This window comes from Massilia agilis (assembly GCF_024756255.1).
Taxonomy (GTDB): Bacteria; Pseudomonadota; Gammaproteobacteria; order Burkholderiales; family Burkholderiaceae_D; genus Telluria; species Telluria agilis.
Genome location: NZ_JANUHB010000009.1, coordinates 24,499 through 51,389 on the forward strand (window position 1 = coordinate 24,499; position 26,891 = coordinate 51,389).

18 protein-coding genes and 1 tRNA gene are annotated in these 26,891 nt (G+C 68.7%); 13 read left to right on the forward strand and 6 right to left on the reverse strand.

What is annotated here, in order from left to right:
• Positions 1–341: 341 nt before the first annotated feature.
• Together NX774_RS23035 and NX774_RS23040 are read left to right on the forward strand one after the other, a co-directional pair.
• Positions 342–417, forward strand: a tRNA-Phe gene (locus NX774_RS23035).
• Positions 418–496: 79 nt separating this feature from the next.
• The gene (locus NX774_RS23040) at positions 497–841 is read left to right on the forward strand and encodes a zinc ribbon domain-containing protein YjdM (protein ID WP_258824637.1); all 345 of its coding nucleotides are present in this window, start codon (positions 497–499) and stop codon (positions 839–841) included.
• Between the two features lie 270 nt (positions 842–1,111).
• Here NX774_RS23040 and NX774_RS23045 read toward each other — a convergent pair whose 3' ends face one another.
• A complete protein-coding gene (locus NX774_RS23045) occupies positions 1,112–2,689 on the reverse strand; it encodes an EAL domain-containing protein (protein WP_258824638.1) in 1,578 nt (525 codons plus the stop codon).
• 157 nt (positions 2,690–2,846) lie between these two features.
• Between NX774_RS23045 and uvsE the strand changes: the two genes are divergently transcribed.
• A complete protein-coding gene (gene uvsE, locus NX774_RS23050) occupies positions 2,847–3,740 on the forward strand; it encodes a UV DNA damage repair endonuclease UvsE (RefSeq protein ID WP_258824639.1) in 894 nt (297 codons plus the stop codon).
• An 11-nt stretch (positions 3,741–3,751) separates the two neighbouring features.
• The gene (locus tag NX774_RS23055) at positions 3,752–4,633 is read left to right on the forward strand and encodes a CAP domain-containing protein (protein ID WP_258824640.1); all 882 of its coding nucleotides are present in this window, start codon (positions 3,752–3,754) and stop codon (positions 4,631–4,633) included.
• 4 nt (positions 4,634–4,637) lie between these two features.
• On the opposite strand, the gene NX774_RS23060 is transcribed toward NX774_RS23055, so the two are convergent.
• The gene (locus NX774_RS23060) at positions 4,638–4,838 is read right to left on the reverse strand and encodes a DUF2905 domain-containing protein (RefSeq protein ID WP_258824641.1); all 201 of its coding nucleotides are present in this window, start codon (positions 4,836–4,838) and stop codon (positions 4,638–4,640) included.
• A 166-nt stretch (positions 4,839–5,004) separates the two neighbouring features.
• On the opposite strand from NX774_RS23060, the gene NX774_RS23065 reads away from it, so the two are divergent.
• The 8 genes from NX774_RS23065 (at position 5,005) to scpC (ending at position 17,219) form a co-directional block, all read left to right on the forward strand.
• Complete coding sequence (locus NX774_RS23065) at positions 5,005–6,213, forward strand: ABC transporter substrate-binding protein (protein ID WP_258824642.1); 1,209 nt, start codon at positions 5,005–5,007, stop codon at positions 6,211–6,213.
• 3 nt (positions 6,214–6,216) lie between these two features.
• Complete coding sequence (locus NX774_RS23070) at positions 6,217–8,652, forward strand: sensor histidine kinase (RefSeq protein WP_258824643.1); 2,436 nt, start codon at positions 6,217–6,219, stop codon at positions 8,650–8,652.
• An 83-nt stretch (positions 8,653–8,735) separates the two neighbouring features.
• Positions 8,736–10,202 (forward strand): amidohydrolase family protein, encoded by a 1,467-nt coding sequence (locus tag NX774_RS23075; protein ID WP_258824644.1) that lies wholly within the window; start codon positions 8,736–8,738, stop codon positions 10,200–10,202.
• Positions 10,203–10,326: 124 nt separating this feature from the next.
• The gene (locus NX774_RS23080; protein WP_258824645.1) at positions 10,327–11,562 is read left to right on the forward strand and encodes a glycosyltransferase; all 1,236 of its coding nucleotides are present in this window, start codon (positions 10,327–10,329) and stop codon (positions 11,560–11,562) included.
• Positions 11,563–11,626: 64 nt separating this feature from the next.
• Positions 11,627–13,339: a ClcB-like voltage-gated chloride channel protein gene (locus NX774_RS23085; RefSeq protein WP_258824646.1), complete on the forward strand. Its 1,713-nt coding sequence runs from the start codon at positions 11,627–11,629 to the stop codon at positions 13,337–13,339.
• 86 nt (positions 13,340–13,425) lie between these two features.
• On the forward strand, positions 13,426–14,526 hold the full coding sequence (locus NX774_RS23090; protein WP_258824647.1) for an alkene reductase: 1,101 nt from the start codon (positions 13,426–13,428) through the stop codon (positions 14,524–14,526).
• Between the two features lie 217 nt (positions 14,527–14,743).
• Positions 14,744–15,679 carry a bestrophin family protein gene (locus tag NX774_RS23095; RefSeq protein WP_258824648.1) on the forward strand — a complete coding sequence of 312 codons (936 nt, stop codon included), beginning with the start codon at positions 14,744–14,746 and terminating at the stop codon, positions 15,677–15,679.
• Between the two features lie 34 nt (positions 15,680–15,713).
• The gene (gene scpC / locus NX774_RS23100) at positions 15,714–17,219 is read left to right on the forward strand and encodes a succinyl-CoA:acetate CoA-transferase ScpC (RefSeq protein WP_258824649.1); all 1,506 of its coding nucleotides are present in this window, start codon (positions 15,714–15,716) and stop codon (positions 17,217–17,219) included.
• Positions 17,220–17,308: 89 nt separating this feature from the next.
• On the opposite strand, the gene NX774_RS23105 is transcribed toward scpC, so the two are convergent.
• Positions 17,309–19,840 (reverse strand): bifunctional diguanylate cyclase/phosphodiesterase, encoded by a 2,532-nt coding sequence (locus tag NX774_RS23105; protein ID WP_258824650.1) that lies wholly within the window; start codon positions 19,838–19,840, stop codon positions 17,309–17,311.
• Positions 19,841–20,075: 235 nt separating this feature from the next.
• Between NX774_RS23105 and NX774_RS23110 the strand changes: the two genes are divergently transcribed.
• The gene (locus NX774_RS23110; protein ID WP_258824651.1) at positions 20,076–20,474 is read left to right on the forward strand and encodes a group III truncated hemoglobin; all 399 of its coding nucleotides are present in this window, start codon (positions 20,076–20,078) and stop codon (positions 20,472–20,474) included.
• 19 nt (positions 20,475–20,493) lie between these two features.
• Here NX774_RS23110 and NX774_RS23115 read toward each other — a convergent pair whose 3' ends face one another.
• The 3 genes from NX774_RS23115 to NX774_RS23125 form a co-directional block, all read right to left on the reverse strand.
• Positions 20,494–22,608: a site-2 protease family protein gene (locus NX774_RS23115; protein WP_258824652.1), complete on the reverse strand. Its 2,115-nt coding sequence runs from the start codon at positions 22,606–22,608 to the stop codon at positions 20,494–20,496.
• Between the two features lie 2 nt (positions 22,609–22,610).
• Complete coding sequence (locus tag NX774_RS23120; protein ID WP_258824653.1) at positions 22,611–23,981, reverse strand: efflux RND transporter periplasmic adaptor subunit; 1,371 nt, start codon at positions 23,979–23,981, stop codon at positions 22,611–22,613.
• Between the two features lie 6 nt (positions 23,982–23,987).
• Positions 23,988–26,891: tandem-95 repeat protein (locus NX774_RS23125; RefSeq protein WP_258824654.1), on the reverse strand; the 2,904-nt coding region annotated here is incomplete at its 5' end.

The following is a 26,891-nucleotide window of genomic DNA, read 5'->3' on the forward strand; positions in this document are numbered from 1 at the left end:
GAGCTGGGCTTGGACCTATTCGAAAGCGGGGCGGGTCTTTGGTTTTCCTGCAAACGGCCGATAATGGGCAGCGTGCTTGCCACCCGCGACGACGCGTGCGTCGGTCGATCGCGACGCTACGGCGGACGGCTTTGATGCCGTCGCTTAAAAGATGCATTTAAAGTATATGTTATAGCCGATGTTTCCGCAAGGCTATTTCTGATCGACGCGGCGTGACGACAACAGGTCGGGCAAGCACTGCCGGAAAGCTGCCGCGACTGCATGGCGTGCAGCCCGCGCCAGGGCGGTCCCCTCCCAAACAATTTTGCCAGTTGCTAACCGTCGGCTATAATCACCCTTCTGGCCTGGTAGCTCAGTTGGTAGAGCAGAGGATTGAAAATCCTTGTGTCGGTGGTTCGATTCCGCCCCGGGCCACCAAGAACAAGAACAATAAAAACGCCAACCCCTGCGGTTGGCGTTCTCATTTTCATCCTTCTAACTTTTCAGGATATCTGCCATGACCACCTTGCCACCCTGCCCCGCCTGCGGCTCCGCCCTGACTTATGAGGACGGCTCGGGCAACTACATCTGCCCCGAATGCGCCCACGAATGGCCGGTCCAGGCCGACGCGGCCGCGGAAGAGACGGCGCGGGTGTGGCGCGATGCGGCCGGCAACGTGCTGCAGGACGGCGACTCGGTCACCGTCATCAAGGACCTCAAGCTCAAGGGCGGCGGCGGCGTGGTCAAGCAGGGCACCAAGGTCAAGAACATCCGCCTGGTCGAAGGCGACCACGACATCGACTGCAAGATCGACGGCTTTGGCGCCATGAGCCTGAAGTCGGAATTCGTCCGCAAGAGCTGACGCGCCCGGTGGCAGCGCGCAATGCGTGCCGCCCTGGCCTGCAAGAAAACGCCACCCCGGGGGGGTGGCGTTTTCGTTTGCGCAGCCAGGAAACTGGTCAGTGCATGAACAGGTAGATCAGGACCAGCACGATCGCTGGGACACCCATGATCCACGCCAGGAAATACTTACCCATGATGGCCTCCCTCTTGATGAATGTCGTCACGGTTGCAGGATGCCACCCGCCGCATTTGCCGTCCGTACGCTGATGCACAGTAAGGGACAGCTGGCCTAACCGGTCTCGGGCTCGCCCTGGGTCACGTCCAGCTCGCCGTGCAGCGCTTCCAGCAAATGCTTGAACGACATGGGCCGCGCGAACAGCCAGCCTTGCGCGTAATGCACGCCGCGTGCGCGCAGGAAAGCGGCCTGGGCTTCGGTCTCCACGCCCTCGGCGATCATTTCCAGCTTGAGCGCCTTGGCCATCTCGATGATGTGGTGGATCACCTGGCTGGTCGGCGCGCCGGTGTCGAGCGTGTCGACGAAGGACTTGTCGATCTTGAGCAGGTCGAACTGCAGGCTTTCCAGGAACGACAGGCTCGAATAGCCGGTGCCGAAATCGTCGATGGCGATGCGGATGCCGGCCGCGCGCAGCGCATCGACGATGCCGCGCACGGTCCGCGGCTCGGCAAAGCTGCGCTCGGTCGCCTCGACCATCAGGCTGCCCGAGCGCGCCCCGGTTGCGTCCACCAGCTGGCGCAGCATCGTGATCGTCGCCTCGGACTGCAGGTCGTCGGCGGCCAGGTTGATCGCAATGTGAAAGTTCGGAAAGTCGCGGAACAGCACGGCCGCGTCCGCGCGCACCTGTTCCAGCACCACCTCCTTGGTCACCTGGCGGATCAGGCCACTGTCCTCGGCAGCCACGATGAACACGTCGGGCCGGACTGCCTCGCCTTTTGGCCGGTGCCAGCGGATCAGCGCCTCGGCCCCGACCCAGCGGCCGGTGCGCAGGTCCACCACCGGCTGGTACACCATGAACAGTTCCTTGCGCCGCAGCGCCGACTTGAGCACCGCGGGCATGGCCAGCTGCGAGCGCGCCAGCGCCACGGCGGCCCACGCCAGCAGCAGGCCCATCGCAATGCCGAAGGGCACCACGGTGCGCGCGATGGCCCAGGTGCGCTCGTTCAGTTCGCTGACAGGCAGGGCCGCCACCGCATCGACAAAATAGCGCGGCGATTTGACCACCGCCACCACATAGTCGCCGTTGCGAAAGCTCGCCTGCAGGCTGCCGTCCAGCCGGCCGAGCCAGGCCGCGTCGACGTAGCCGCGCGCCGTCAGGATCTCGCCGCGCTCGGACAGCAGGGCCACCGACATCCCCTGCCCGGCATTGCTGACCGCGATCGGCAGGCCCTTGTGGATGATCGCCGCATAGGGCTTGCGCGCCACCACAAGGAAATGCACGCCGCGCGCGAACGGCAGTTCGGCGTTGGTCCAGACCAGCAGCCCGGCGGGCTGGCGCACGTCCGGCGCGCCGATGAATACCGGCTCGGCCGGGCTGGTCAGCGACGAGCACTGCAAGGTGTCGCCATTGACCACGCCGATGGCCTGGATCGAGGGGGACGAGACGTCGAGCTTGCGCATCAGGTCGATGTTGGCGTCGCTGCACGGATCAAGCGAGGGGCTTGCCGCCAGCGTCCTGAACGCCGCCTCCATTTCGTCGCCGGTGGTTTCGGACCGGAGGAGCACCTCGCGCGCGTAGCCTATGGCCCGTTGCTGTTCCTGGTCCATGCTCTGGTGCCGCGCAAGAAAGATCGAGAGCGCAACCGGCAAGGCGATCGCGAGCAGGATTCCCAGCACGGCGAGAAGTCTCATGCGCCGCTGGTTCATGGTATGCCGCGCGGCAAGCCAGGCCCGACGCGCGCGACTCAAACTGGCATTGTGTCCGACAACGCCCGCCGTGTCCAAATGTGCCCGTGCGCCACTTTGGCCGGCGACATATACTGGCCATCTTTACCGCAACGGCTTGCTCATGACTCCCCGCCTCGGCCTCGTCTGCATCACCGCTTCCACCCAGGTGCGCTACCGCACCATCACCCGCAAGCGCCTGCTCGACCAGGCGATCGCCACGCAGCGCAAGCTGCTGGAAGACATCTACCGCGACAACATCCAGTCCTTCGACGCTGCCTTGCGCTTTTGCGAGCAGGAAGGCATTGCGCTGTACCGGATTCCATCGTCGATCTTCCCGTTCGCCGACGAACCGATCGGCCGCGAGCTGCTCGGGCAGCTGTCCGGCGCGCTCGCCCGTTGCGGCGCGCGTGCCAGTGAAAAAGGCATCCGCCTGGTGATGCATCCGGACCAGTTCGTGGTGCTCAGCTCGGATTCGGCCGACGTGGTGGCCAACAGCGTCAAGATTTTGCAGATGCATGCCGACATCCTCGACCTGCTGGGGCAGCCGCGTTCGCCCTGGGCGCTGGTCGAGATTCACGGCGGCAAGGCCGCGCGCGCGGACGCGCTGGTGGCCGCCATCGCGCGCCTGCCGGAGGCGATCCGCTCGCGCATTGCACTTGAGAATGACGAGTATGCGTACGGCGCTGACGAGATCGTCGCGATCTGCCGCCGCAGCGGGGTGCCGATGGTATTCGATGCCCATCATCACATCGTCCACGACAAGCTGCCCAGCTATGACGACCCGAGCGTGGCGGCCATGCTGCAGGAGGCGCGCTCGACCTGGGCGGTGCCCGGGCACCAGCTGGTGCACATCTCCAACGGCCGCGACGGGTTCAACGACCGCCAGCATGCCGACCTCATCAGCGTAATGCCATCGAGCTACGCGCACGCGCCGTGGATCGAGATCGAGGCCAAGCACAAGGAGCTGGCGATCCGGCAACTACGCGGCTGGCTGGGAACCACCGCCAACCGATGAGGAAGACGCTGATGCGCCCGCTTGCTGCGCTGGCCGGCGGCCGGAACTGGCTCCTGTGCCTGATGCTGGCTTGCGCGAGCTGCGCCGCCGCAGGCGCGCCACCCGCGCGCGACGCCGGCCAGCTGGTCCAGCTCGTCAACGACTACCGCGCCGCGCCCGGCAGCTGCCACGGGCACAAGGCCGCACCGGCCGGTCCGCTGTCGCCCCAGCTGGCCTTGTCGGCGGTGCGGGTGCGCACCGCCACCTTCCTGGAACAGGCGCTGGAAGACGCCGGCTACCCGGTCGTGCGCGCGCAGGCCGTCAGTGTCACAGGCCCGGCCGACGCCGCAGCGGCGCTGGCCGCGCTGCGGGAGGCCTACTGCGATGTGCTGCTGGGGACGGATTTCAGTGCCATTGGCGCCCTGCACGTTGGCAACGAGTGGCAGGTGGTGCTGGCGCAGCCGCTGGTGCGCGCCAGCCTGCCGGACTGGCCGGTGACGGGGCAGGCGATCCTGCAGCTGGTGAACCAGGCGCGCGCGGCCAGCCGCAACTGCGGCGCGCGCCACTTCGAGGCCGCGCCGACGGTCACGTGGAACGCGGCGCTGGCCAGCGCGGCGCTCGCGCACAGCCAGGACATGGCCATGCGCCGCTACTTCAGCCACCACGGCAGCGACGGCAGCACGGTGGCCGAGCGCGCGCAACAGGCCGGCTACGCCTGGCGGCGCGTCGGCGAGAACATCGCGGCCGGACAACCGACGCCGCAAGCCGCGGTGGCCGGCTGGCTGGACAGCCCCGGCCATTGCGCCAACCTGATGGATCCCGGGTTCACCGAGATGGGCGCGGCCCACTTCGTCAACCCCTCCAGCAAGACCGCGCGGGCCTACTGGACCCAGGTGTTCGCCACGCCGCGCTGACGCGCTAGCGGCGGAAGAGCCACAGCACCAGCGACAGCAGCACCGAGACCACCAGGCAGCTCACGATCGGGAAATGGAAGCTGAACCCAGCGCGCACGATATGGATGTCGCCCGGCAGCCGGCCCAGCGGCAGCTTGCGCAGCCACGGCCATCCCAGGCCGGCCACCAGCAGCACCAGGCCCAACAGAATCAATACACGCTGCACCGCATCTCCATTGGCAAATCGTCGAGAGCGAACATGCTACCAGCGCCAGGCAGGTATTGATAGCATGCCACGCTGCCGTTTTTTTTGGCAGGAAATGTGAACTCGATTCCCCTGGGAACGGTACAATTGACTCTTTCCCGTATCCCGGGCAGAGGATTCCAGGCTTATGCTCAACAGATTTGGCGCGCTGTCCCGACGCGGCTTTGGCGCGGCGCTTTTGCTCCAGGCGCTGGTGGCCGCGCCGGCCTTCCCCGCCCCCGCGACCGGCACGCCGGTCCTGCTGGGAATCGACGGCGAATTCGGGCTCGACAATTCCACATCGGCCCAGGCCGTCGAACTCGGCATGCGCGCGGCGATCACGGAAATCAACGACGCCGGCGGCGTGCTGGGCGGGCGCCCGCTGCAGCTGGTGATCAAGGACCACCGCTCGATCCCGGCGCGCGGCATCCGCAACATCGAGGAATTCGCGAAGATGAAGGACCTGGTCGCCGTGTTCGGCGGCAGGTTCAGCCCGGTGGTGATCGAGGAGCTCCCGGCGCTCAAGGCGACCCACACGCTGTTCATGGCGCCGTGGTCGGCCGCCGACGCGATCGTGGACAACGACATGCGTCCCAACTACGTATTCCGGCTGTCGCTGCGCGATTCGCTGGCCATTCCCAAGCTGCTGGCTGCGGCCAAGCAGCGCGGCCTGTCGCGCGTGGGCCTGCTGCTGACCAACACCTCGTGGGGGCGCAGCAGCGAGGTGGCGGCCGAACGCTACGTCGCCAGCGAAGCGGGCCCGCGCATCGTGCAGACGGCCTGGTACAACTGGCGCGACACCTCGCTGGTGGACAAGTACAAGGAGCTGCTGGCGGCCGGTGCGCAGGCCGTGGTGCTGGTGGCAAACGACGACGAGGCGGCGATCCTGGTGCGCGAGGTGGCGGCGCTGCCCAAGCGCGAACGGGTGCCGCTGCTGAGCCACTGGGGCATCACAGGCGGCGAGTTCGCCGCACAGGCCGGGCCGGCGCTGCAGCAGGTGGACCTGTCGGTGATCCAGACCTTCAGCTTCTTTCGCGCCGATCCCGCCCGCGTGCAGCGATTCCTGCGCAGCGCGGCCCGGGTGTCCAAGGTGCGCCGCATCGAGGACATCAAGGGCCCGGTGGGCGCGGCGCACGCCTACGACCTGACGCACATCCTGGCCCGCGCGATCGACCTGGCCGGCAGCACCGACCGCAAGGCGGTGCGCGACGCGCTCGAACGCGTCGGCCGCTACGAGGGACTGATCAAGACCTATGCGCCGCCGTTCACCGCCACCCGCCACGAGGCGCTTGGCCCGCACGAGCTGCTGCTGGCCCGCTACCGCGCCGATGGCGTGCTGGTGCCGTCCCGGGACTGATCGATGGCCAGCCACCTCCCGTCCGGCAGCCTGTCGCGCCGCTTTGCGCGCGCCGCCGCCATTCTGGCCGCGGCCGCGGTGCTGCTCGGGTCGCTGGCCTCGTTCTGGCTGATCGACCGCCAGCGCGAAGAGGCCAACGCGCTGCTGCAGCAGCGCGAAGTGCTGTTCCACGCGACCACGGTCAGCAACAACCTGCAGGCGCTTGCCTCGCGCATGGCGGACGTGGCGGCCAGCCCGATCCTGGCCACGGCGCTGGTCGACAGTGCGGGCAAGGAAACCTACCTGACGCCCTTCCTGCGCGGGCTGCGCCAGATTAACGGCATCCCGGTGCAGGTGCTGTTCACCGATTTCGAAGGCAAGCCGATCGCCGGCAACGGCAACGGCGATTTCAGCCAGGACGACCGCGACTGGCTGCGCCAGCGCATCGACAGCGACAGCGAACTGGCCGCGATCCGCCCCGGCGCCGGCGGCGGCGAGCTGCTGGGCGTGTACCTGCTGCGCTACTCGCGCACCCATACCCCGGAGGGCGCGCTGATGTACAAGGTGCGGCTGGCGGACCTGCAGCCGGTGCCGGGGTCCGCGCTGGCCATCGGCGCGGCCGGGCCGGGCAGCGCGCAGCTGAAGGGACTGCCGCCCAGCCTGGCCCCGCTCGGGCTGGCGCTGCGCGAGGACATGCGCAAGCTGCCGGCGCCGCTGCCGTCGCCGGCGCCGCAGTACGCGCTCATCGTCGGTATCGCGGTGGCGCTGGCGGCGGCCGTGTTCCTGCTCGGCGCGCGCCTGGCGCTCGGCCTGACCGAAGACCTGCGCCGGCTGCAGGCATTTGCCGCCAGCATCGGCGACGAAGGCATCAGCACCCAGCGCGCGCCGCTCGCGGGATCGAGCGAAGTGGTCGGCCTGGCCAACTCGATCAACCGCATGCTCGACCGCCTGTACCACCAGCACAGCCACCTGGAAGCGGAACGCGGCCGCTTCCTGCAGCTGTCGAACACGATCCGGCAGCTGGTGTTCATCGCCGAGCCGGACGGGCGCATCAGCTGGTTCAACGACCGCTGGTACGAATTCACCGGCAAGGGCCCGGGCGAGCTCGACCCGACCAACTGGCAGGAGCTGCACGACCCGCAGGTGCTGCCGGAGGTGCTGCGGCGCTGGCACGAAACGCGCGCGCTGGGCCAGATGGCGCAGATGACCTTCCCGATGCGCGGCGCCGACGGCCGCTTTCGCAGCTTCTTCACCTCGGTGGCCCCGCTGCGCGACGCCTCCGGCAGGATCGTGCAGTGGTTCGGCACCTGCACCGACATCACCGAGCTCGAAGAGGCCCGGCAGGCCGCGCGCTACAGCGAAGAACGCCTGCGGCAAGGCCTGGTCGCGGCGCACATGGCCGTGTGGGAGCGCGACCCGGTCAGCGGCCAACTCACCTTCGCCGCCAACCTCAAGAGCGTGTTCGGCCGGTCGTGGCACAACATCGACCAGTTCTGGGAGCTGCTCGACGCCCAGGAGCGCCCGGCCATCATGGCCGAGGTCGAGCGCGGGTTGGCCGAACGCGGCGAATTCAACGGCGTGCACCGGATCAGGCGCGCCGACGACGGCAGCACCGCCTGGGTCGAGATGCGCGGCAAGCTGGGCGTGGGCGCCGACGGCAGGCACCAGGTGGTGCACTCGATCGCGATCGACGTCACCGAGCGCAAGCGCGCCGAAGAAGCGCTGCGCCTGGCGGACCGCCGCAAGGACGAATTCCTGGCCATGCTGGCGCACGAGCTGCGCAACCCGCTGGCGCCGATCAGCAGCGCGGCCGACATGCTGCGCCTGGCCTACGCGTCCGAGCCGCGCGTGCGCCAGATCAGCGAGATCATCGCGCGCCAGGTCGGCCACATGCGGCACCTGGTGGACGACCTGCTGGATGTCTCGCGCGTCACGCGCGGGCTGGTCGCGGTGGCGCGCGAGCGGCTCGACCTGGTGCGTGTGGTCGGCGAAGCGGTCGAGCAATCGCGCCCGCTGGTGGACGCGCGCTCGCACCGGCTCACGCTCGACCTGGCGCCGGCGCCAGTCACGGTCATCGGCGACCATACCCGGCTGGTGCAGGTGGTGACCAACCTGCTCAACAATGCGGCCAAGTACACGCCGGATGGCGGCGCAATCGGCGTCACGCTGGCCTGCGCCGGCGGCATGGCGCAGCTGGAAGTGCGCGACAACGGCGTGGGCATCGGGCCGGACCTGCTGCCGGCCGTGTTCGAGCTGTTCACGCAGGCCACGCGCACGCTCGACCGCACCCAGGGCGGCCTGGGGCTGGGCCTGGCGCTGGTCAAGAAGCTGGTCGAGCTGCATGGCGGCAGCGTCGAGGCGCGCAGCGACGGGCTGGGCTACGGCAGCGTGTTCGTGGTCCGCCTGCCGCTGGCCACGCCGGCCACGCGGCCGCAGGACGAGGCCGCGCGCGCAGCCTGACCGCCAGGCCGCGGCGGGGGCCGCACGGTTGCCTTGCCACAGTTTCCATGCCAGCATGTGCGTCTCAACGTTGGAGGAGTCACATGGCTGGCATTCGCAGCAAACTGGTATTGATCGCGCTGGCCGTGTGCGGCGCGGTGCAGGCGCAGACCCCGTCGGCGGAAGTGCGCAAGTTCCTCAAGTTCGACCAGCCGCTGATCGCGCTGACCCACGTGCGCGTGATCGACGGCACCGGCGAGCCGGCCAGGGAAGACCGCACCATCGTGCTGCGCAACGGCCGCATCGAGGCGATCACCGATGGCGCCGCGCCGCCACCCGCGGGCGCCCACGTGGTCTCGCTCGAGGGCCGCAGCGTGATCCCGGGCCTGGTTGGCATGCACAACCACCTGATGTACACCGCCTCGATCAACCTGGACGAGGATGACAAGATACCGCAGCCGGGCTTTCTGGTCACCGAGCTGGCGTTCTCGGCCCCGCGCCTGTACCTGGCGGCGGGCGTGACGACCATGCGCACCACCGGCAGCATCGAGCCGTACACCGACCTGAACATCCGCAGCAAGATCGACAAGCTGCAGATGCCGGGACCGCACATCGACGTGACCGGCCCCTACCTCGAGGGCGAGGGCAGCGCGTTCCCGCAGATGTCGTCGCTGGACGCGCAGGACCACGCGCGCCGCACGGTCGCGTTCTGGTCGGGCGAAGGCGCAACCTCGTTCAAGGCCTACATGAACATCAAGGCCGATGTGCTGGGCGCCGCGATCGACGAAGCGCACAAGCACGGGCGCAAGCTGACCGGCCACCTGTGCTCGGTGGACTACCGCCAGGCCGCGGCGCTGGGCATCGACGACCTGGAGCACGGCCCGGTGTTTACCGATTCCGAATTCGTCCCCAACCGCAAGAAGGACCAGTGCCCGTCGAGCGGGGAGATTGCGGCGTCCTGGGAAAAGCTGGAGGTGGACAGCAAGCAGGTAGCGGACCTGATCCGCGAGCTGGTCGCGCGCAAGGTCGCCATCACCTCGACGCTGCCGGTGTTCGAGCAGTTCGTGGCCACGCGCCCGGTGCTGTCGAAGCAGCAGATGGCGATGATGTCGGCCGAGTCGCTGCGCAGCCACCTGAATGCGCGTGCGCAGGCGGCGGCAGCCCCCGGGCGCGCCGCCAAGCTGGAGGCGGCGCTGAAAAAGGAGATGGCGTTCGAGCTGGCGTTCGTGCGCGCCGGCGGCCTGCTGCTGGCCGGCCCCGACCCGACCGGCAACGGCGGCGTGCTGCCGGGCTTTGGCGACCAGCGCGAGATCGAGCTGCTGGTCGAGGCGGGCTTCACCCCGGTCGAGGCGATCCGCATCGCCACCGCCAACGGCGCGCGCTACCTGGGCCAGCTGGAGCGCATCGGCACGATCGAGCCGGGCAAGGAGGCGGACCTGGTCGTGCTCAAGGGCGACCCGACGCGCCGCATCGCCGACGTCGAGAACGTGGAGATCGTGTTCAAGGACGGCCTGGGCTACGATCCGGCCAAATTGGTCTCGTCGGTCAAGGGCATGGTCGGGGTGCGCTGACCGCCGCCGGCCCGGGGGCGATCGCCCGCCCCTGGCGTCGTTCGCCGATGTCGGCTTTTTTCAAGACGCGGCGCGGCCAGCCGCCTATCCTGTCCTGCGGTTCAACCTCGCAAGGACATGCATCTTGGCTCACAACTTCATGGCACGCCGCGCGCTCGTGTGCGCGGTGGGAAGCGGCGGCGACGTCTTCCCCTTCATCGGCATCGCCCGCGCGCTGGCCGCGCGCGGCGTGGACACCACCATGCTCGGCCCGGCGCGATACAAGGCGCACGCGGCCGGCATCGACTATCGCAGCATCGGCGCGGACGACGTGTTCGACGACGTGTTCGACAAGCCGGACGTCTGGACCGCCGAACGCGGGCTGGCCGAATCGTGGCGCTACTACGGCGCGGCGATGCGCTCGGCGCTGCCGCTGATCCGCTCCGGCTGGGATAGCGGCGACACGGTGCTGGTGGGCTCGTCGTTCGCGCTGGCCACGCGCCTGGCCGAAGAGCTGGACGGGTTTCGCAACCTGACGGTGCACCTGTCGCCGTCGATCATGTGGTCGGCCGAGCGGCCGCCGCGCTGGCCCGCGGCCAGCATTCCCCCGGGCTGGCCGCCTTTGCTGCGGCGCGCGGCGATGCGGCTGGCGGAAACCGCTTTCGTGGACCCGGTCCTCAAGCGCGCGCTCAACCCGCTGCGGCGCGAGCTTGGCCTGGCGCCGGTGAACCGGGTCTTCTCCCGCTACATCCACGGCGCGCGTGTCGCCTACGCCTTCCCGCAATGGTTTGCCCCGGCCGCGCCCGACTGGCCGCGCCAGGGCCGTTTCGCCGGTTTCATACTGCCGCCGCGCACAAGCCAGCGGCTGGGCGAGGAGGTCGAGGCATTCGCCAATGGCGAGCGTCCGCTGGCGGTCATTACGGCCGGCACGGCAGTGGCCAGGCGCCCGGCCTGGGTCGAGCGCGCCACCACGGCGGCGCTCGCGGAGGGCATGCGCGTGCTGCTGGTCACGCGCGACCGCGAGGCGCAACGCCAGCCCGAGGTGCTGCCTGTGCCCTGGGTGCCGCTGGACCTGCTGCTGCCCCGCGCCCGGCTGCTGGTCCACCATGGCGGGATCGGCACCATCGCCGAAGCCCTGCGCGCCGGCGTGCCGCAGATCGCGGTGCCGTGCGCCCACGACCAGCATGACAACGCCGCGCGGCTCGAGCTTCTGGGCGCCGGACTGCAGCTGGGGCCGGGCAGCGGCAGTGGCGACTGGCTGCGCGCGCTCGATCAGGTGTGTTCCGGGCGCGCCACCGCAGCTGCCCACGACGCGCGCAACCGGATACGGGCCGAAGACGGTGCCGCGGCGGCGCGCATCGCCGGGCTCGCGCTCGCCTGAGGCGCGCGCGTGACCGCAACCCGGGCTCGTGCGATCATGGCATTTTTCGCACGCCTGACGCCTTATGCCGTTTGCCTTCCTGACTTCGCTGCCGCGCCGCCTGCCGCCCGCCCACGCCATGCTGCTGTGGGCCGCGCTGGCCGGGCTGGTGGGAGCGCTGGCCACGATCGCGTTTCGGGACGGGCTGGCGGCGATGCAGTGGCTGATCTCGGGGCACAGCGGTTCGCTGGTCGAAATGGCAGCGGCCCTGCCGTGGTACCTGCGCGTGGTGCTGCCGGCCGCCGGCGGCATTGCGGCCGGCCTGTTCCTGGTGCTGGCGCGGCGCTACCGCGACAGCGCGGTGCCGGACTACATGGAGGCCATCGCGGCCGGCAGCGGCGCGGTCTCGGTGCCGCAAACCCTGCTGCGCAGCGCCTCCTCGCTGTGCACGATCGCCTCCGGCGGCTCGATCGGCCGTGAAGGCTCGATGGTGCAGCTGGCGGCGATGGGCGCCTCGCTGATCGGGCGCGTGACGCGCTTCGATCCCGAACGCTTGCGCCTCTTGGTGGCGTGCGGCGCGGCGGCCGGCATCACCTCCGCCTACAACGCGCCGATCGCAGCCGCCTTCTTCGTCGGCGAAATCGTGCTCGGGCCCCTGCTGATGGAAAGCCTGGCGCCGATGATGATCGCCTCGGTGGTGGCCAACATCACCATGCGCCGCCTGCCCGGCTACCACCCGACCTACGAGATGCCGGCCTTCCCCGACATCGCCAACCTCGAGGTGCCGCTGTTCGCCGCGCTCGGGATCCTGGCGGGGCTGGCCGCGCCGCAGTTCCTGCGCCTGTTGGGCTTTGCCCGGCGCCGCTTTGCCAAGAGCGCGCTGCCGCTGCCGCTGCGGCTGGGCGTGGCGGGACTGGGCGTGGGCATCATCTCGGTGTGGGTGCCGCAGGTCTGGGGCAACGGCTACAGCGTGGTCAACTCGCTGCTGCACGAGCCGTGGGTGTGGTCGGCGGTGCTGGCCATCCTCGTGTTCAAGGTGCTCGCCACGCTGCTCACCGCGGGCTCGGGCGCGGTGGGCGGCATCTTCACGCCCACGCTGTTCGTCGGCGCCGCGCTCGGCTACCTGTTCGGGCTCGCCGGCCACGCCCTGTGGCCGGGCCTGGTCACCGCCGCCCCGGCCTATGCCATCGTCGGCATGGGCTCCTTCCTCGCCGCCGCCACCGGCGCGCCGCTGATGGCGATCCTGATGATCTTCGAGATGACGCTCAGCTACCAGGCCATGCTGCCGCTGATGCTGGCCTGCGTGCTGGCGTGGTTCGTGGCGCGCGGCGTGGGCGGGCCGTCGATGTACGAGATCACGGTGCGCCGCCAGCGCGAGGAGCAGGAACGGCTGCGCCTGCGCGGCACCCAGATGCGCGAGCTGGTAAAGCCAGCCGAGACGGTGCTGCCGCTGGACGCGCCGCTGGCCAAGCTGTCCGCCATGTTCCGCGCTCACCCGGTCAAGTACGTCTATATCGTTGACGCGAACGGGCGCTACCAGGGCGTGGTGGCGCTGCGCGACCTGGCCGCCGCGCTGGAAGACGATAGCGCCCGCGACAAGCTTGCCGCCGACCTGCTGCGGCGCGACGCGCTGCCCCTGGTGACGCCCGAGATGACGCTGGCGGACGCGTTCGAGCAGTTCCTCGCGCACCACGGCGAGCGGCTGCCCGTGGTGCAGAGCCTGGCCGACCCGCTGCTGCTGGGGGTGGTGTACAAGACGGCGCTGCTGGACGCCTACGCGCGGCTCGGCCGCGATTAGCGCGGCCCGCGCACTGTTACATCGGCATTTGACGCACTTAACGTGTTTTCCTAGACTGGGGAGCCAGCGTCAGGGAGGCACGGATCATGAACGCAACCGCAGAGCAGATCGACCTGCTGAGCCCCTACCGGCTCGGCAGTTTGCAACTGAAGAACCGCATGGTGATGCCGGCGCTGACCAGGAGCCGCGCCGGCGCCGGCAACGTACCGTCCGACATGGCGGCCACCTACTACAGCCAGCGCGCCGGCGCAGGGCTGATCATCACCGAGGCGACCCAGGCCGCCCCGCACGGCCAGGGCTACATCGCCACGCCCGGTATCCACAGCGACGCGCAGGTGGCTGGCTGGAAGCAGGTCACCGACGCGGTGCACGCGCAAGGCGGCGTGATCTTCATGCAGCTGTGGCACGTGGGACGCATCTCGCACCCGGATTTCCTCGATGGGCAGCTGCCCGTTGCGCCCTCGGCCATTGCGCCGCGCGGCGTGCAGACCTACACCGCCACCGGGCTGAAGGACATTCCCACCCCGCGCGCGCTCGAAACCGGCGAGATTCCCGGCATTGTGGAAGAGTTCCGGCGCGCGGCCGGGAATGCGAAGCGGGCCGGCTTCGATGGCGTGGAGGTGCACGGCGCCAACGGCTACCTGCTCGACCAGTTCCTCGAAGACGGCACCAACCAGCGCACCGACCAGTACGGCGGCAGCGTCGAGAACCGCGCGCGCCTGCTGTTCGAGGTGATCGACGCGGCCTGCTCGGTCTATGACAAGGATCGCGTGGGCGTGCGGCTGTCGCCCGGCGGCACCTTCAACGACATGTGCGACTGCCATCCCGAGCAGACCTTCAGCAACGTGGTCAGGCGCCTGGCGCCGATGGGCCTGTCATACCTGCACCTGATCGAGCCAATGCCGCCGCAGGGCGAGCATCCGATGCCCGACCTGTCGGCGCGCCTGTTCCGTCCAATGTACCCGGGCACGCTGATCGTGGCCGGCGGCTACACGCTGGAGCGCGCCAACGCCGTGCTCAGCGAGGGCCTGGCGGACCTGGTCGCGTTCGGCCAACTGTTCATCGCCAACCCCGACCTGCCCGAGCGCTTTCGCCGCCACGCGCCACTGAACCAGCCGGACCGGCAAACCTATTATGGCGGCGGCGCGCACGGCTACATCGACTATCCGGCGCTGGCCGGAGCTTGAGGCGCTTTGTTACGCCAGGCGCCTTGATGTTTGTTCATGATTCACCGCGAGGATGACGGACATTCGCACTCTGAATTAGAAATCTTCCCGTTCTTGCGTGCACAATCAAAGTCTTGCCCGGAGCAGCCGCATGATACGGCAGCTCCGTGCAATTACGTCAACTGGAACGCATGACCGATCGAAGACATTTTGCACGGGTGTCCGCGCGGGGCCGCGCATGATTGTCCGCGACCGCCCGTCCGGCCTGCGTCTGTTCCTGGTCATGCGCGGCTCGATCCTGCCGTCCATCAGGAACAGCCTGATCGTCACCACCCTGCTCGCGGTCGTCGTCACCTGGACTGACGGCGCGCTGTGGCACCACAAGATCACCCTCACCAGCATTCCGTTCACGCTGATGGGATTGCCGCTGGCGATCTTCCTCGGCTTTCGTAACAACGCCGCCTACGACCGCTACTGGGAAGGCCGCAAGCAGTGGGGCGAGCTGGTGCTCATGTCGCGCAACCTGGCGCGCCAGTGCCTGACCCTGATCGACCCCCACCTGCCTTACGCGCGCGACCCGGCCGACCTGCGCGCGCGCATGGTGCGCCGCGCGATCGCGTTCGCCTACGCGCTCAAGCACCGGCTGCGCGGCTCCAGCGCCGACGCCGAGCTTGCGCCCTTCCTCGACCCGGCCGAATGGCAGCGCCTGCAGCGCGGCGCCAACCTGCCGCACCTGCTCATGCTCGAAATGGGTGCCGACCTTGCGCGCGCCGCGCGCGAGGGACGGCTCGAACACTGCATCGTCCCCGCGCTCGACGCCACGCTCGCGCACATGGCCGGCACGGTCGCCGCCTGCGAGCGCATCCGCAACACCCCGATCCCGTTCTCGTACACGCTGCTGCTGCACCGTACCGCCTACCTGTACTGCTTCCTGCTGCCGTTCGGCCTGGTCGATTCGATCGGCTACATGACGCCGTTCGTGGTGGCGATCGTGGCCTACACCTTCTTCGGCCTGGACGCATTGGGCGACGAGATCGAGGAGCCGTTCGGCACCTCGGCCAACGACCTGCCGCTCGATGCGCTATGCCGCACCATCGAGATCGACCTGCGCGAATCGCTCGGGGACGACGACATTCCGGCGCCACTGGCGCCAACGGGCTACTGCCTGAACTGAAGCACCAAACCATTTATCACAACTAGAGACATCCATGAAAGACAACTACGAAGACCGCATCCGTTGCCCGCGCCTGATGCAACGCGTGACCAGCCCGCAGGAGGCAGCAAGCTGGATCCGGGACGGCATGACCGTCGGAATGAGCGGCTTTACCCGTGCAGGCGATGCCAAAGCATTGCCCGCCGCACTGGCCGAACGCGCACGCCACGAGCCCTTGCGCATTACGTTGTTGACCGGGGCATCGCTCGGCAACGACACGGACAAGCTGCTCACCGAAGCGGGCGCGCTGGCGCGCCGCATGCCGTTCCAGGCCGACCCCGTGCTGCGCGCGGCGATCAACCGCGGCGAAGTGATGTACATCGACCAGCACCTGTCGGAGACGGTGGAAACCCTGCGTTCGCGCCAGATGAAGCCGGTGGACGTGGCGATCATCGAAGCGGTCGCGATCACCGAGTCCGGCGCCATCATCCCCACCACCTCGGTGGGCAACAGCGCCAGCTTCGCGATCCTGGCCGACAAGGTGATCGTCGAGATCAACCTGTCGCAGACGCCCGACCTCGAGGGCCTGCACGACATCTGGATTCCGAAAGCGCGCCCGACGCGCGAAGCGCTGCCGGTGGTGTCGGTAAACCAGCGCGTGGGCGTGCCCTATATCGACATCCCGTTCGAGAAAATCGTTGCAGTGGTCATCACCGACCAGGTCGACAGCACCTCGTCGATCCAGCCGCCCGACAGCGAGACCGCTGCAATCGCCGGGCACCTGGTCAACTTCTTTGAAAACGAGATCGAGGCCGGCCGCCTGACGCGCCAGCTGCTGCCGCTGCAGGCCGGAATCGGCACCATCGCCAACGCGGTGATGGCCGGCTTTGCCAACAGCCCGTTCGAGCACCTGACGATGTACTCCGAGGTGCTGCAGGACTCGACCTTCGACCTGTTCGACGCGGGCAAGCTCGACTTCGCTTCCGGCTCGTCGATCACGCTCTCCCCGAGCAAGAGCAAGCAGGTGTTCAGCGACTTCGGCCGCTACAAGGACCGCCTGGTGCTGCGCCCGCAGGAAGTGTCGAACCACCCTGAGGCGATCCGGCGCCTTGGTATCATCGCAATCAACACCGCGCTGGAAGCGGACATCTACGGCAACGTCAACTCGACCCACGTGCTGGGCACGCACATGATGAACGGCATCGGCGGTTCGGGCGACTTTGCGCGCAACGCCTACCTGTCGGTGTTCGCCACCAAGTCCATTGCCAAGGGCGGCAAGGTGTCGTCGATCGTGCCGATGGTGACCCACGTGGACCACACCGAGCATGACGTGGACATCATCGTCACCGAACTGGGGCTGGCCGACCTGCGCGGGCTGGCGCCGCGCGAACGCGCCGACGTCATCATCGCCAACTGCGTGGCCGCGCCCTACCAGGACATGCTGCGCGAGTACGTGGCGGAAGCCAAACAGCGCGGCGGCCACACCCCGCACGTGCTGGAGAAGGCATTCGACTGGCACACCCGCTACCGCGAGAGCGGCAGCATGCTGAAGGCCGGATAACGGCGCTTTTCGTAGGGTGGGCTCTCGAGCCCACGCGGCGCGTCAGCCGACGCTTGCCCGCGTGGGCACAAGTGCCCACCCTACGTCCATCAGGCGTGCGCGGCCAGCCACTGGCGCGCGAATTCCTCCGCCGGCACCGGCTTGCCGTAGTAGTAACCCTGCGCCTCGTCGCAGCCCAGCGCGAGCAGCGCTTCGGCCTGGGCCGGCTGCTCCACCCCTTCCGCGATCACCTTCAGCCGCAGGTTGCGCGCCATGCCGATAATGGTGTTGACGATGGTGTAGTCGTGGCGGTCGGTCAGCATCTCGCGCACGAACGAGATGTCGATCTTGAGCTTGTCCGCGGGCAGGCGCTTGAGATAGGCCAGCGACGAGTAGCCGGTGCCAAAGTCGTCGATCGCGATCGAGAAGCCGGCCTCCTTGAGCGTGCCCATGATGCCGATCGCGCGCTCGACGTTGGCCATCAGGCCGCTTTCGGTGAGCTCCAGCTCCAGGCAGTCCGGCTCGACCCCGGCTTCGCCGGCGATCTGCTGGATGCGCTCGGCAATGCCGGCCTGCTCCAGCTGCTGTGCCGCCAGGTTGACCGACAGCCGTCCCGGAAAGCGCAGGCCGCGCTGGCGCCAGCTGCCCAGTTGGCGGCACGCCTCGCGCAGCACCCAGCTGCCGAGCGCGCCGATCATGCCGCGCGCCTCGGCGATCGGGATGAACACCGACGGGCTGACCCAGCCGCGCTCGCGGTCCTGCCAGCGCACCAGCGCCTCTGCGCCCACCAGCTCGCCGCTGTCCAGGCTCACCTGCGGCTGGTAGTACAACTGCAGCTCGCCCTGGTTAAACGCCCGCATCAGGTCGCGCGCCAGTTCCATACGCTCGGCCAGGCCCACGCTCATCTGCGGCTGGTAGAACAAGTGGCCGCCGCCGCCGGCCTTGGCGCGGTACATCGCAATGTCGGCGCAACGCAGCAAGTCGTCGATGCTGGCCCCGTCCTCGGGATAGATCGAGATGCCGATCGACAGGCCGACCGAGAAGGTGTGCCCGCGCGCGCCGACCGGCTCGGCCAGCGCCTGTTCGAGCCGGCCCGCGATCGCGGCTGCGGCGTGGCGGCCTGCCGCCTGCGCGATCACCACGAACTCGTCGCCGGCCAGGCGCGCCAGCGTTTCGTGCTCGCGCAGCGCGCCCTGGAAGCGGCGCGCCACCTTGACCAGCACCTCGTCGCCGACCCCATGGCCCTGGGTGTCGTTGATTTCCTTGAAGCGGTTCAGGTCGATGAACAGCACCGCCAGCTCGCCGCCTTCCCGTGCCGCCGCGGCCAGCCCTTGGCTCAGCCGGTCGGCGAACAGCGAGCGGTTCGGCAGGCCGGTCAGCGTGTCGTACAGGGCCAGCGTGCGAATGCGCTCGTCGCTGGCTTTGCGCTGGGTGACGTCGGTATTGATGACCAGGAAGGACTTCGGCTCGTTGTCCTCGCCGCGCACCAGCGTCCAGTGGCCCTCGACCGTGAGCACGCTGCCATCCTTGCGCCGCTGTTCCAGCTCGCCGCTCCATTCGCCCGATGCGAGCGCCGCGTCGGCCGCCAGCGCCGAGCCGGCGCCCGGGGTCGGGTAGAGCAAGGGGTCGGACTGGCGCCCCAGCACTTCGTCTGCGCTCCAGCCGTACATGCGCTCCGCGCCCTTGTTCCAGAACTGGATGGTCCCGTCCATGCCGCGCACCACAATCGCGTCGCGCGCCTTGTCCAGCAGCGCCGCCTGGTCGCGGTGGCGCGTTGCGTGCTCGCGTGCCTGCTTGCGCAGTCGCTGCTCGGCCGTCACGTCCTCGGCCACGATCAGCACCCGCCGGCCGTCGTCCAGCGCGACGCCCGTCATCGCGAGCCGCAGCCACTTGTCGCCGAGCCGCAGCTCGATGCCATGCGAGGTGCCGCCGCGTTCGAGCATGTCGCGCGCGCGCCGCGCCACCGCTTCCTGTGGCAGCACGGTGCCAATCGGCAGGCCGCGGATGTCGTCCGCGCCGACCAGGCCCAGAATCTGGTGGATGACGTCATTGGAGCCCACGACGCGCAGCAGTTCGTCCAGGATCAGCAGTCCTGCCGGCAGGCTGGCGATGATGGTTTCGGCGTTGCGGCGCACCGTCACCAGGGTGTTGCGGTCGGTGATGTCGGTCATTGCGCCGGCGACGCGCAGCGCGCGCCCGTCCGCCGCACGCCGGGTGTGGCCGCGCGCGCGGAACCAGCGGTATTCGCCGCTGCGGCAGCGCAGCCGGCACGCCACGTCGTAGGGCGTTTGCCCGCTGCGGTCCTGCACGTGCGCGCGGAAGGCGTTGAGCGTGGGTTCCAGGTCCTCGGGGTGAAGCCGCGCGAGGAAGCTGCCCAGCACGTTGGGGAATTCGCGCTCGTCGCGAAACCCGAGCAGGCTCCTGAACTGTTGCGACCACCAGAACGGTGCGGCCGGATCGGTCAGGCGCGCGGGGTCGGGATCGACCTCGGCGTCCCACAGGCCATCCGAGGTGGCCTGGCAGATGAGGTCAAAGCGCGCCCGCAGGCGATCGACCTGCTCGCGCTCGTTCCTTGGGCTGCGCTGGCGCACGCCACGGGACGCCGCGGCGCGCTTGCTGAATGCGCCGAACGAAGTACTCATGTGAAGCGACGCGGCCGGGCTCGTCCCCGGTGTGGCCGCGGTATTCGAAAGCTGTCCATCTCGTGTGTCGCAGTGTGCGGATCAATGTATCCGCCGGGAAACATGGATTGTCGCACAGAAATGATGAGCGAGCAGCCGTTTGTTCCGCATCCTCGCATAAAACATACATTCGCTTTGTTGATTTAAGCGTGCCCGAGGAGTAGCATTCGGTGATCATCTTTTACTGCACTGCACCATGTCCTCGCTGCCGCTGAACCGCTCTTCCATCCATACCCTGGTCCACGAGTTTTATGACGACGTGCGCGCCGATGCCGTGCTCGGCCCGGTGTTCGACAAAGCCATTGGCGATCGCTGGGATGCGCACCTCGAGCGCATGGTCGAGTTCTGGTCAACCGTGATGCTGGGCACCCACAACTTCCAGGGCAACGTGTTCGGCACCCACATGGCGCTGTCGGGCGTGGAGCCGGACCACTTCCGCCTGTGGCTGGGCATGTTCTTCAAGACCACCGAGCGACTGTTCGAGCCGCCGGTGGCGCATGAGTTCCAGCTGGTCGGCAAGCGCATCGCGGCCAGCCTCCAGTACGGCTACTTCGGCAAGGTGATCGTGCCGGACGCGCCGCCGGCCACCGCTTGATTCGCCAGCGGCCCGCCGCTCAGAACCCGGCTTCGCGCCACACCAGCGCCGCGAGTGCGCGCACGAAGCGTGCGCCCGGCGCTTCCCATTTCGCGTCGATCACGGCCTTGCCGCGCCACGCATGCCCGGCCAGTTCCTGCGCCGGCTCGTCCACCCGGTAGGTGACGCGGTACACCGCGTGCTCGGGATACCACTCGCCCTGCTTTTCGCGCGCCGGCACCGTTCCGCCCTGCTGCGCGGACCACAGCCCGCTGGGCAGGGTGCGGCTGGCGTCGCGGTCGATGCTGGTCACGGTCAGCCGCAGTGCCGGGCCGGCCAGGCCGTCGGCGTAGAAGCGCGCGCTGTCGCCCACCGCCACGCGCCGCACCGTATCCTCGTCCAGGTAGCTGCTCGCTTCGTGCGCGCGGTCGCTCACCAGCACCGCAACGCGCTCGCGCTTGCCGACCCAGACGCCGCTCGCCAGCTCCGGTTGCACGTCGCGCAACGTACCGTCGAACGGGGCTACCGGCGTGTAGCGCGCGGTTTCGTCATCGAGCACCTCGAGCTGGGCCTCGACCGTGGCCAGCTGCTCGCGCAGCACGCCGCTCTGCGCGCGCTGCTCGGCATCGAAACCGGACGCGCCCAGCTGCCAGCGCAGCCGCTCGGCCTGCGCCTGCAGTGCCTCGCGCCGGCTGCTGGTTTCGGGCGCGGCGAACTGCACCATCACCTGCCCGGCCTTGATCTGGGCTCCTTCATGAAACGGCAGCACGACCACCTGGGCATGCTCGGGCGCGTGGATCGGGTACACGTCGGCCGGGCGCAGCACGGCGCCGGACTGCACGCGCGTGGGCCACGGCACCACGAACAGCAGCGCAACCAGGGCGGCCAGCGCGGCGCTGCGGCGCGCGCGCGGGCTGCGTTTGAGGGCGGGCCAGAGTGCCGACCACTCGCGCAGTTCGGTAAAAATCGGGCGCAGTACGAACCAGCTCATCTCGACGCAAAAAAGGAAAATGCCAACCAGCTTGATAAAGAAGTGATACACCAGCACCGCGATGCCGAGGAACAGGACCAGGCGGTACAGCCAGATCGCCCATGCGAACAGCACCAGGCCCCAATGCCGCCGCTTCGGGAAAAATTCAGGCGGCGGCCCGCCCAGCGCGAACAGCCACTCGCGTAGCTGCCAGCGCGCCAGCGCGAACGCGCGCCCATGCAGGTTCGGCATGTCCAGCCAGTCCGAGACGACGAAATAGCCGTCGAAACGCATGAACGGGCTGGCATTGATCGCGAGCGTGGCGATCCAGGTGGTGGTGGCCAGCGGGAACGCGATCGAGCGCAGCACGCCATCGGGCAGCACGGCCCACGCCAGCGTGGCCCACACCGCGACCGTCAGTTCGGTCGCCACCCCGGCCGCCGCAACCCGCAAGCGCTGGCGCTTGTTCGACAGGCGCCACACGTCATTGGTATCGGTGTACGGCACGGGCCACAGCACCAAGAAGGCCACGCCCATCGCCGGCACGCGGCAGCCGTAACGCTTGGCGGTCAGCGCGTGTCCCATCTCGTGCGCGCACTTCACGAACACAACCGCCAGCGCATAGGCCAGCAGGCCGCTGGTGGTGAACGAACCGGCAAGGGTGCTGGCGAATTCGTCCCACCTGCGCCACACGAGCGTGCCGCCAACCAGGAATGCGAGCAGCGTCAGGCGCATGAAGGCCCCCGAGAACAGCCATGCAAACGACGGCGCCACGCGGGTGAGCCAGCGGTCCGGCTTGACCAGCGGGATGCGGAAGAACAGGTAATGATGCAGCAGCTGGGTGGTCCACTTGCCCTGCGCGGCCTTGTGGCGCGCGGCCATGGCCTTGACCGAGCCGAGCGGGTCCGGCTGCACCAGCTGGTTGTCGACCAGGAAGCGCAGCACCGATTCGACCTGGGCCACGCCAAGGTCCAGCGGCGTGGCGGCGCGCAGCGACAGCAGAATGTCATCGGGGTTGCCGAGCGACCAGCGCTTGAGGATCTCGAAAGTGACCCAGTCGATGCGGAAGAACTGGTTGCGCACCGGGTCCTCGAGCGTGTGGCTCGGCTCCCCGCTGGCAAGCGTGGGCCCGGCATGCAGGCTGAGTTCCTCGCGCAGCGGCGGCAGCCGCAACGCTTGTTCCATCGCTACCATCCCAGCGCCTGGCGGACCGTCGCCAGCGGACGGCGCAAGATCCAGTACACCACCGGCACGCGGCCGCCGGACAGCTTGGCCGTGCCTTTCAGCCCCACCCTTTGGCCACTCGGCGCGTCGAGCGTGGCGCGCACGCGGTAGGCGTAGCTGCCGTCGGGTCGGGCCACCGCCTCGTAGCCCACGTAGCGCACACGCGCATCGACTGCGTCGAGCGGGCCGGAGGCCAGGTACAGGCTCACCGGCGCGCCAGGTTCAAGCGGGATCGCGTCGCCCACCGCAAGCCACGCCTCGACCTCCACGTCGCGCGGTTCGGCGATGCGCATGATGCGCTCGCCCGTCAGCACTGGGCGGCCTACCCACTCGCTCGGCTCGTCGAACAAGGCGATGCCGTCGCGCGGCGCGGTCACGCGGGCGCGCGCGGCCTGGCCCTGCAGGTAGTCGGTTTCGGCGCGCCGTTCCTCGATCTTGCCCTGCAAGGTGGCCAGCTGCGCCTTCGACTTTCCGTCGGTGAGCGCCTGCTGCAGCGCCTGCCGGTATTCCGCCTCGGCGGTGGCGAGCGCCTGTGCCGCGACGGCCGCGCGTGACAGGAGCTCGGCTTCGTCGAACTCGAACAGCGGCTGGCCCTTTTTCACGAAGTCGTTCGGCTTGACATCAAAGCGCGCGATCACGCCTTCGAGCGGAGAGCGGATCGCGGCCGGATTGGCAGGCACCAGCTCGCCCGGCGCCAGCACGGTCAGCCGCACCGGGATGCACAGGACCGCGGCCAGCGCGAGCGAAGCCTGCACCGCCCGGCGGCGCCACCACGGCAGTCCGGCGGCCTTGTCGGCAGCAATCCGCTGGCGGATGCGGCTGCGGATCGCCGTCGGCGTCCAGCGCACCGGGCGCCGGCGCGCCGCAATCGCATGGCGCAGGATATCGGCCCATTCGCTCAAGAGCGCCACCTCGTGGTCCATCCACGGGATGTCGCGCGCCAGCAGCAAGCCGCCGCGCAGCTCCTCGCCAGTCTCGCCGGGCACCGGCAGCGGCAGCCACAAGCCGTATGCCGGCAGCCACTCGCCCCATTCCTGGGCGAACGGCTCGGGCACGTCGAATGCGCCGACCGGTCCGGCCCGGCGCAGCTCGCCGCACAGGCGTCCGATCCACTGCGCGTACGGCGCATTGGCCTCGATCTGTACCACGCCCGACAGCGCGCATACGTGGCGGTCCTCGAACCACAGCGCAGCCTGCCGGTATGGCGCAAGCGCATGCGTTCCGTTCACGGCGAGGAAATCGAGTTCCACAGCCGACTCGACGTGGCGCGCGCGGTGCGCCATGTCGACCAGTGTCGCGAACGGATTCGCGACGGCGTTATTTTGCCTGTCCATCCAAACCTATCGTGATTGCGGCGGTGTCGCGGCCGGGCGCGAACCGGCGGCTCGCAGCTGCTGCGACAAGCCGGGCTTGCCCACCGGGGCATTTTCGACCTGTCCGGCCACGCGGCCCTGGCCCACGTTCACGCGGAACAGCGCCACTGCCTCGCGCCCGTCCATGTCGCGCGCGATGATCTTGATGCGCAGCTCGCCGCGCATGCCCGGCGGCGCGTCGCCTGTGAACTGGCCGGTCTGACCGTTGAATTGCACCCAGGTTGGCAGCGGGCGGCCGTCCTGCATCTGGGCGGCGAGCCGCACGATGGCCTTGGGCTGGGTGTGCGCAAACGCGTCGGCCGGCACCGTCAGCGACAGGTGCGTCCCGCTTTCCACGTACTGGTCGGGCACGCCCTGGAACAGCACCAGCGCCGGTTCGTCCGCCTTGGCCACCACGGTCCGGAAACCTTCGGAACGGGTGTACACGTCGCTCAGCTCTGCGCTGCGAGTGATCTGCAATTCGCTGCTGGTCTCGAGCGCGCGGGTCCCCTGGCCGGAGGTGAGGTGCTGCGCGTCCGCGCCGACCACACTGCCGGGCGCCGGCTGGTCCAGCGGAACGGTCGTGGTCTGCGACGGCGTCGTAGCCACCGGCGGAGCCGACGGCGCTTCCACTGGCGTGGGCGCGGCAGTGGGCTGGGGCGCCGAGGGCACCGGCTCGACAACTGGCGGCGGTGGCGCCGTCGGGGCCGGCGTCGGCGCCGGGGTCGGGGCCTGGGTAGGCGCTTGCGTAGGTGCCTGGGTAGGTGCCTGCGTCGGCGCTTCGGTCGGCGCCGGGGTCGGCGCCTGCGTCGGCGCTTCGGTCGGTGCCGGTGTCGGCGCCTGCGTCGGTGCCGACGTCGGCGCCTGTGTCGGTGCCTGTGTCGGTTGCGGCTTCTCGTTCACGATGACCTTGCCGCTGCCATCGCGATGGTTGCCCGCGAGGTCGGTCACGGTCGCAGTAACGTCGTAGGACTGGCCCACATTGAGCGGCTGCGCCGACACAGCGGACAGGTCGAGTGTCCACTTGCCGTTTTGCGCCACCACGTCATAGCTTGCGCCATTGATGGTGATGCGCAAGGTTTCGCCCTGCCCCACGTCGGCCGATCCGGTCAACACTGGCCTGGTCGATTCGGTGACCACGTCATTGACGGTCGGCGCTGCGGGTACGGTCGTGTCGAGGACAACGTCGCGATTGTCCGCGGCGCCGTGCAGGTTCGCTGCGGTATTGGTGACCCGGGCCACGATCTTCCAGCCGGCCGTATGGGCGCCACCATCGACCGCGCTCCAGCTGGTGCCGTCCGTCGTGGCGTTCGTCCAGGTTGCGCCGCCGTCGAACGACACCTGGACGACCTGGTTGGTGCCGAGGGGCGCACTCAAGGTGCCGCTCACGGTCCGGTTGGCCGAACCGTCGGCGGTGATGAAGTCGGTGGCGGATGCGCCGGTGTCCTTCGTCATCGTCGCGATGCTCACCGTTTGCTGCGGTGCAGCCGGGTTCAGCACGGTCAGCGTGACCGCCGCACTGGCCGACAACTGTCCGTCGCTGCCCAGCACTTTCAACTGCAGCGCGCCGATGGCGTCCGCAGGCGGCGTTCCAGAGAACGTTCGCGTGGCGGGGTCGAAGCTGAGCCATCCCGGCAGCGGGCTGCCGTCGGCCATGGTCGCGCTGTAGGTGATGGTCGGGCTATCGATGTCCGTGAAGGCCGGTACCGACACTGGCGTCAGCGGTTCGCCGACGGTGCCAGTCCCGCTCGCGCCGCCGTGGGCTACCGGCGCGTCGTTCACCGGATTGACCGTGATGCTGACGTTGTAGGTATTGCTGCCCGAGCCGTCGCTGACCGTGTAGGTGAAGCTGTCCGGGCCGTTGTAGTCTGCGGCCGGCGTGTATTCGTAGCTGCCGTCGGCATGCACGACCAGCGTGCCGTGCGACGGGCCGGTCGCGCTGGCGTAGGTGACCACATCGTGATCGACGTCGGTGGCTGCCGGCAGGTTGCCAGTCGCCCTGGTGTCTTCGTTGGTCGTGATCGTTCCGTCAGCGGCCACTGGCAGGTCATTGACCGGGGTGACCTTCACCGTCATCGTCGCATCGCTGGATGCGGCGCTGGCGTTGTCATACACCTTGTAGGTGAAGGTGGTGTACGGGTCACCGTTGGCATCCGCGACCGGCACGAAGCGCAGATGGCCGAGATTGATCTCCGCTGTGGTGACGCTGGCGCTGGCGCCGACGTCCTGCCATGCACCACTGACGAATGCCTGCAGCTTGCCGGCACCTGGCGCGGCCGAGATGCTGACCTTGGTCATCGCATCGCCGGTGTTGAAGTCGCTGAAGTTGAAGTCCGACGCGCTGAAGACGTAGTTGGTATCCTCGGCCGTGGTGACCGCGCCGCCAGTGCTGGTGGGCGCCACGTTGGCCGAGGTGATCGTCACGGCGACCGGCTTCGCATCCGTCAGGGCACCGTCCGAAACCGACACACTGAAGCTGTCGCTCTGATCGCTGCCGTAGCTGTTGGCCGTGTAGCTCACCTTGCCGTCGATGACGTCCTGCTGGGTGAACGTGGTCGCAGCCGTGCCGTTGACCGTGATGGTGCCCTTGCCCGGCGCGCTGGTGACGGTGTACGTCAGGCTGCCGTTGCCTGTGTCGACATCGGTCGCGTTCAGGTAGCTCGTGCTAAGCGTAATAGTCGCGCCCTGGCCCACGGTGACGGGCGAAACCGCCAGCACCGGTGCATCGTTCACCGGATTGACCGTGATGCTGACGTTGTAGGTATTGCTGCCCGAGCCGTCGCTGACCGTGTAGGTGAAGCTGTCCGGGCCGTTGTAATTCGCTGCAGGCGTGTACTCGTAGCTGCCGTTCGCATTCAAGACCAGCGTGCCGTGCGTCGGGCCGGTGCCCAC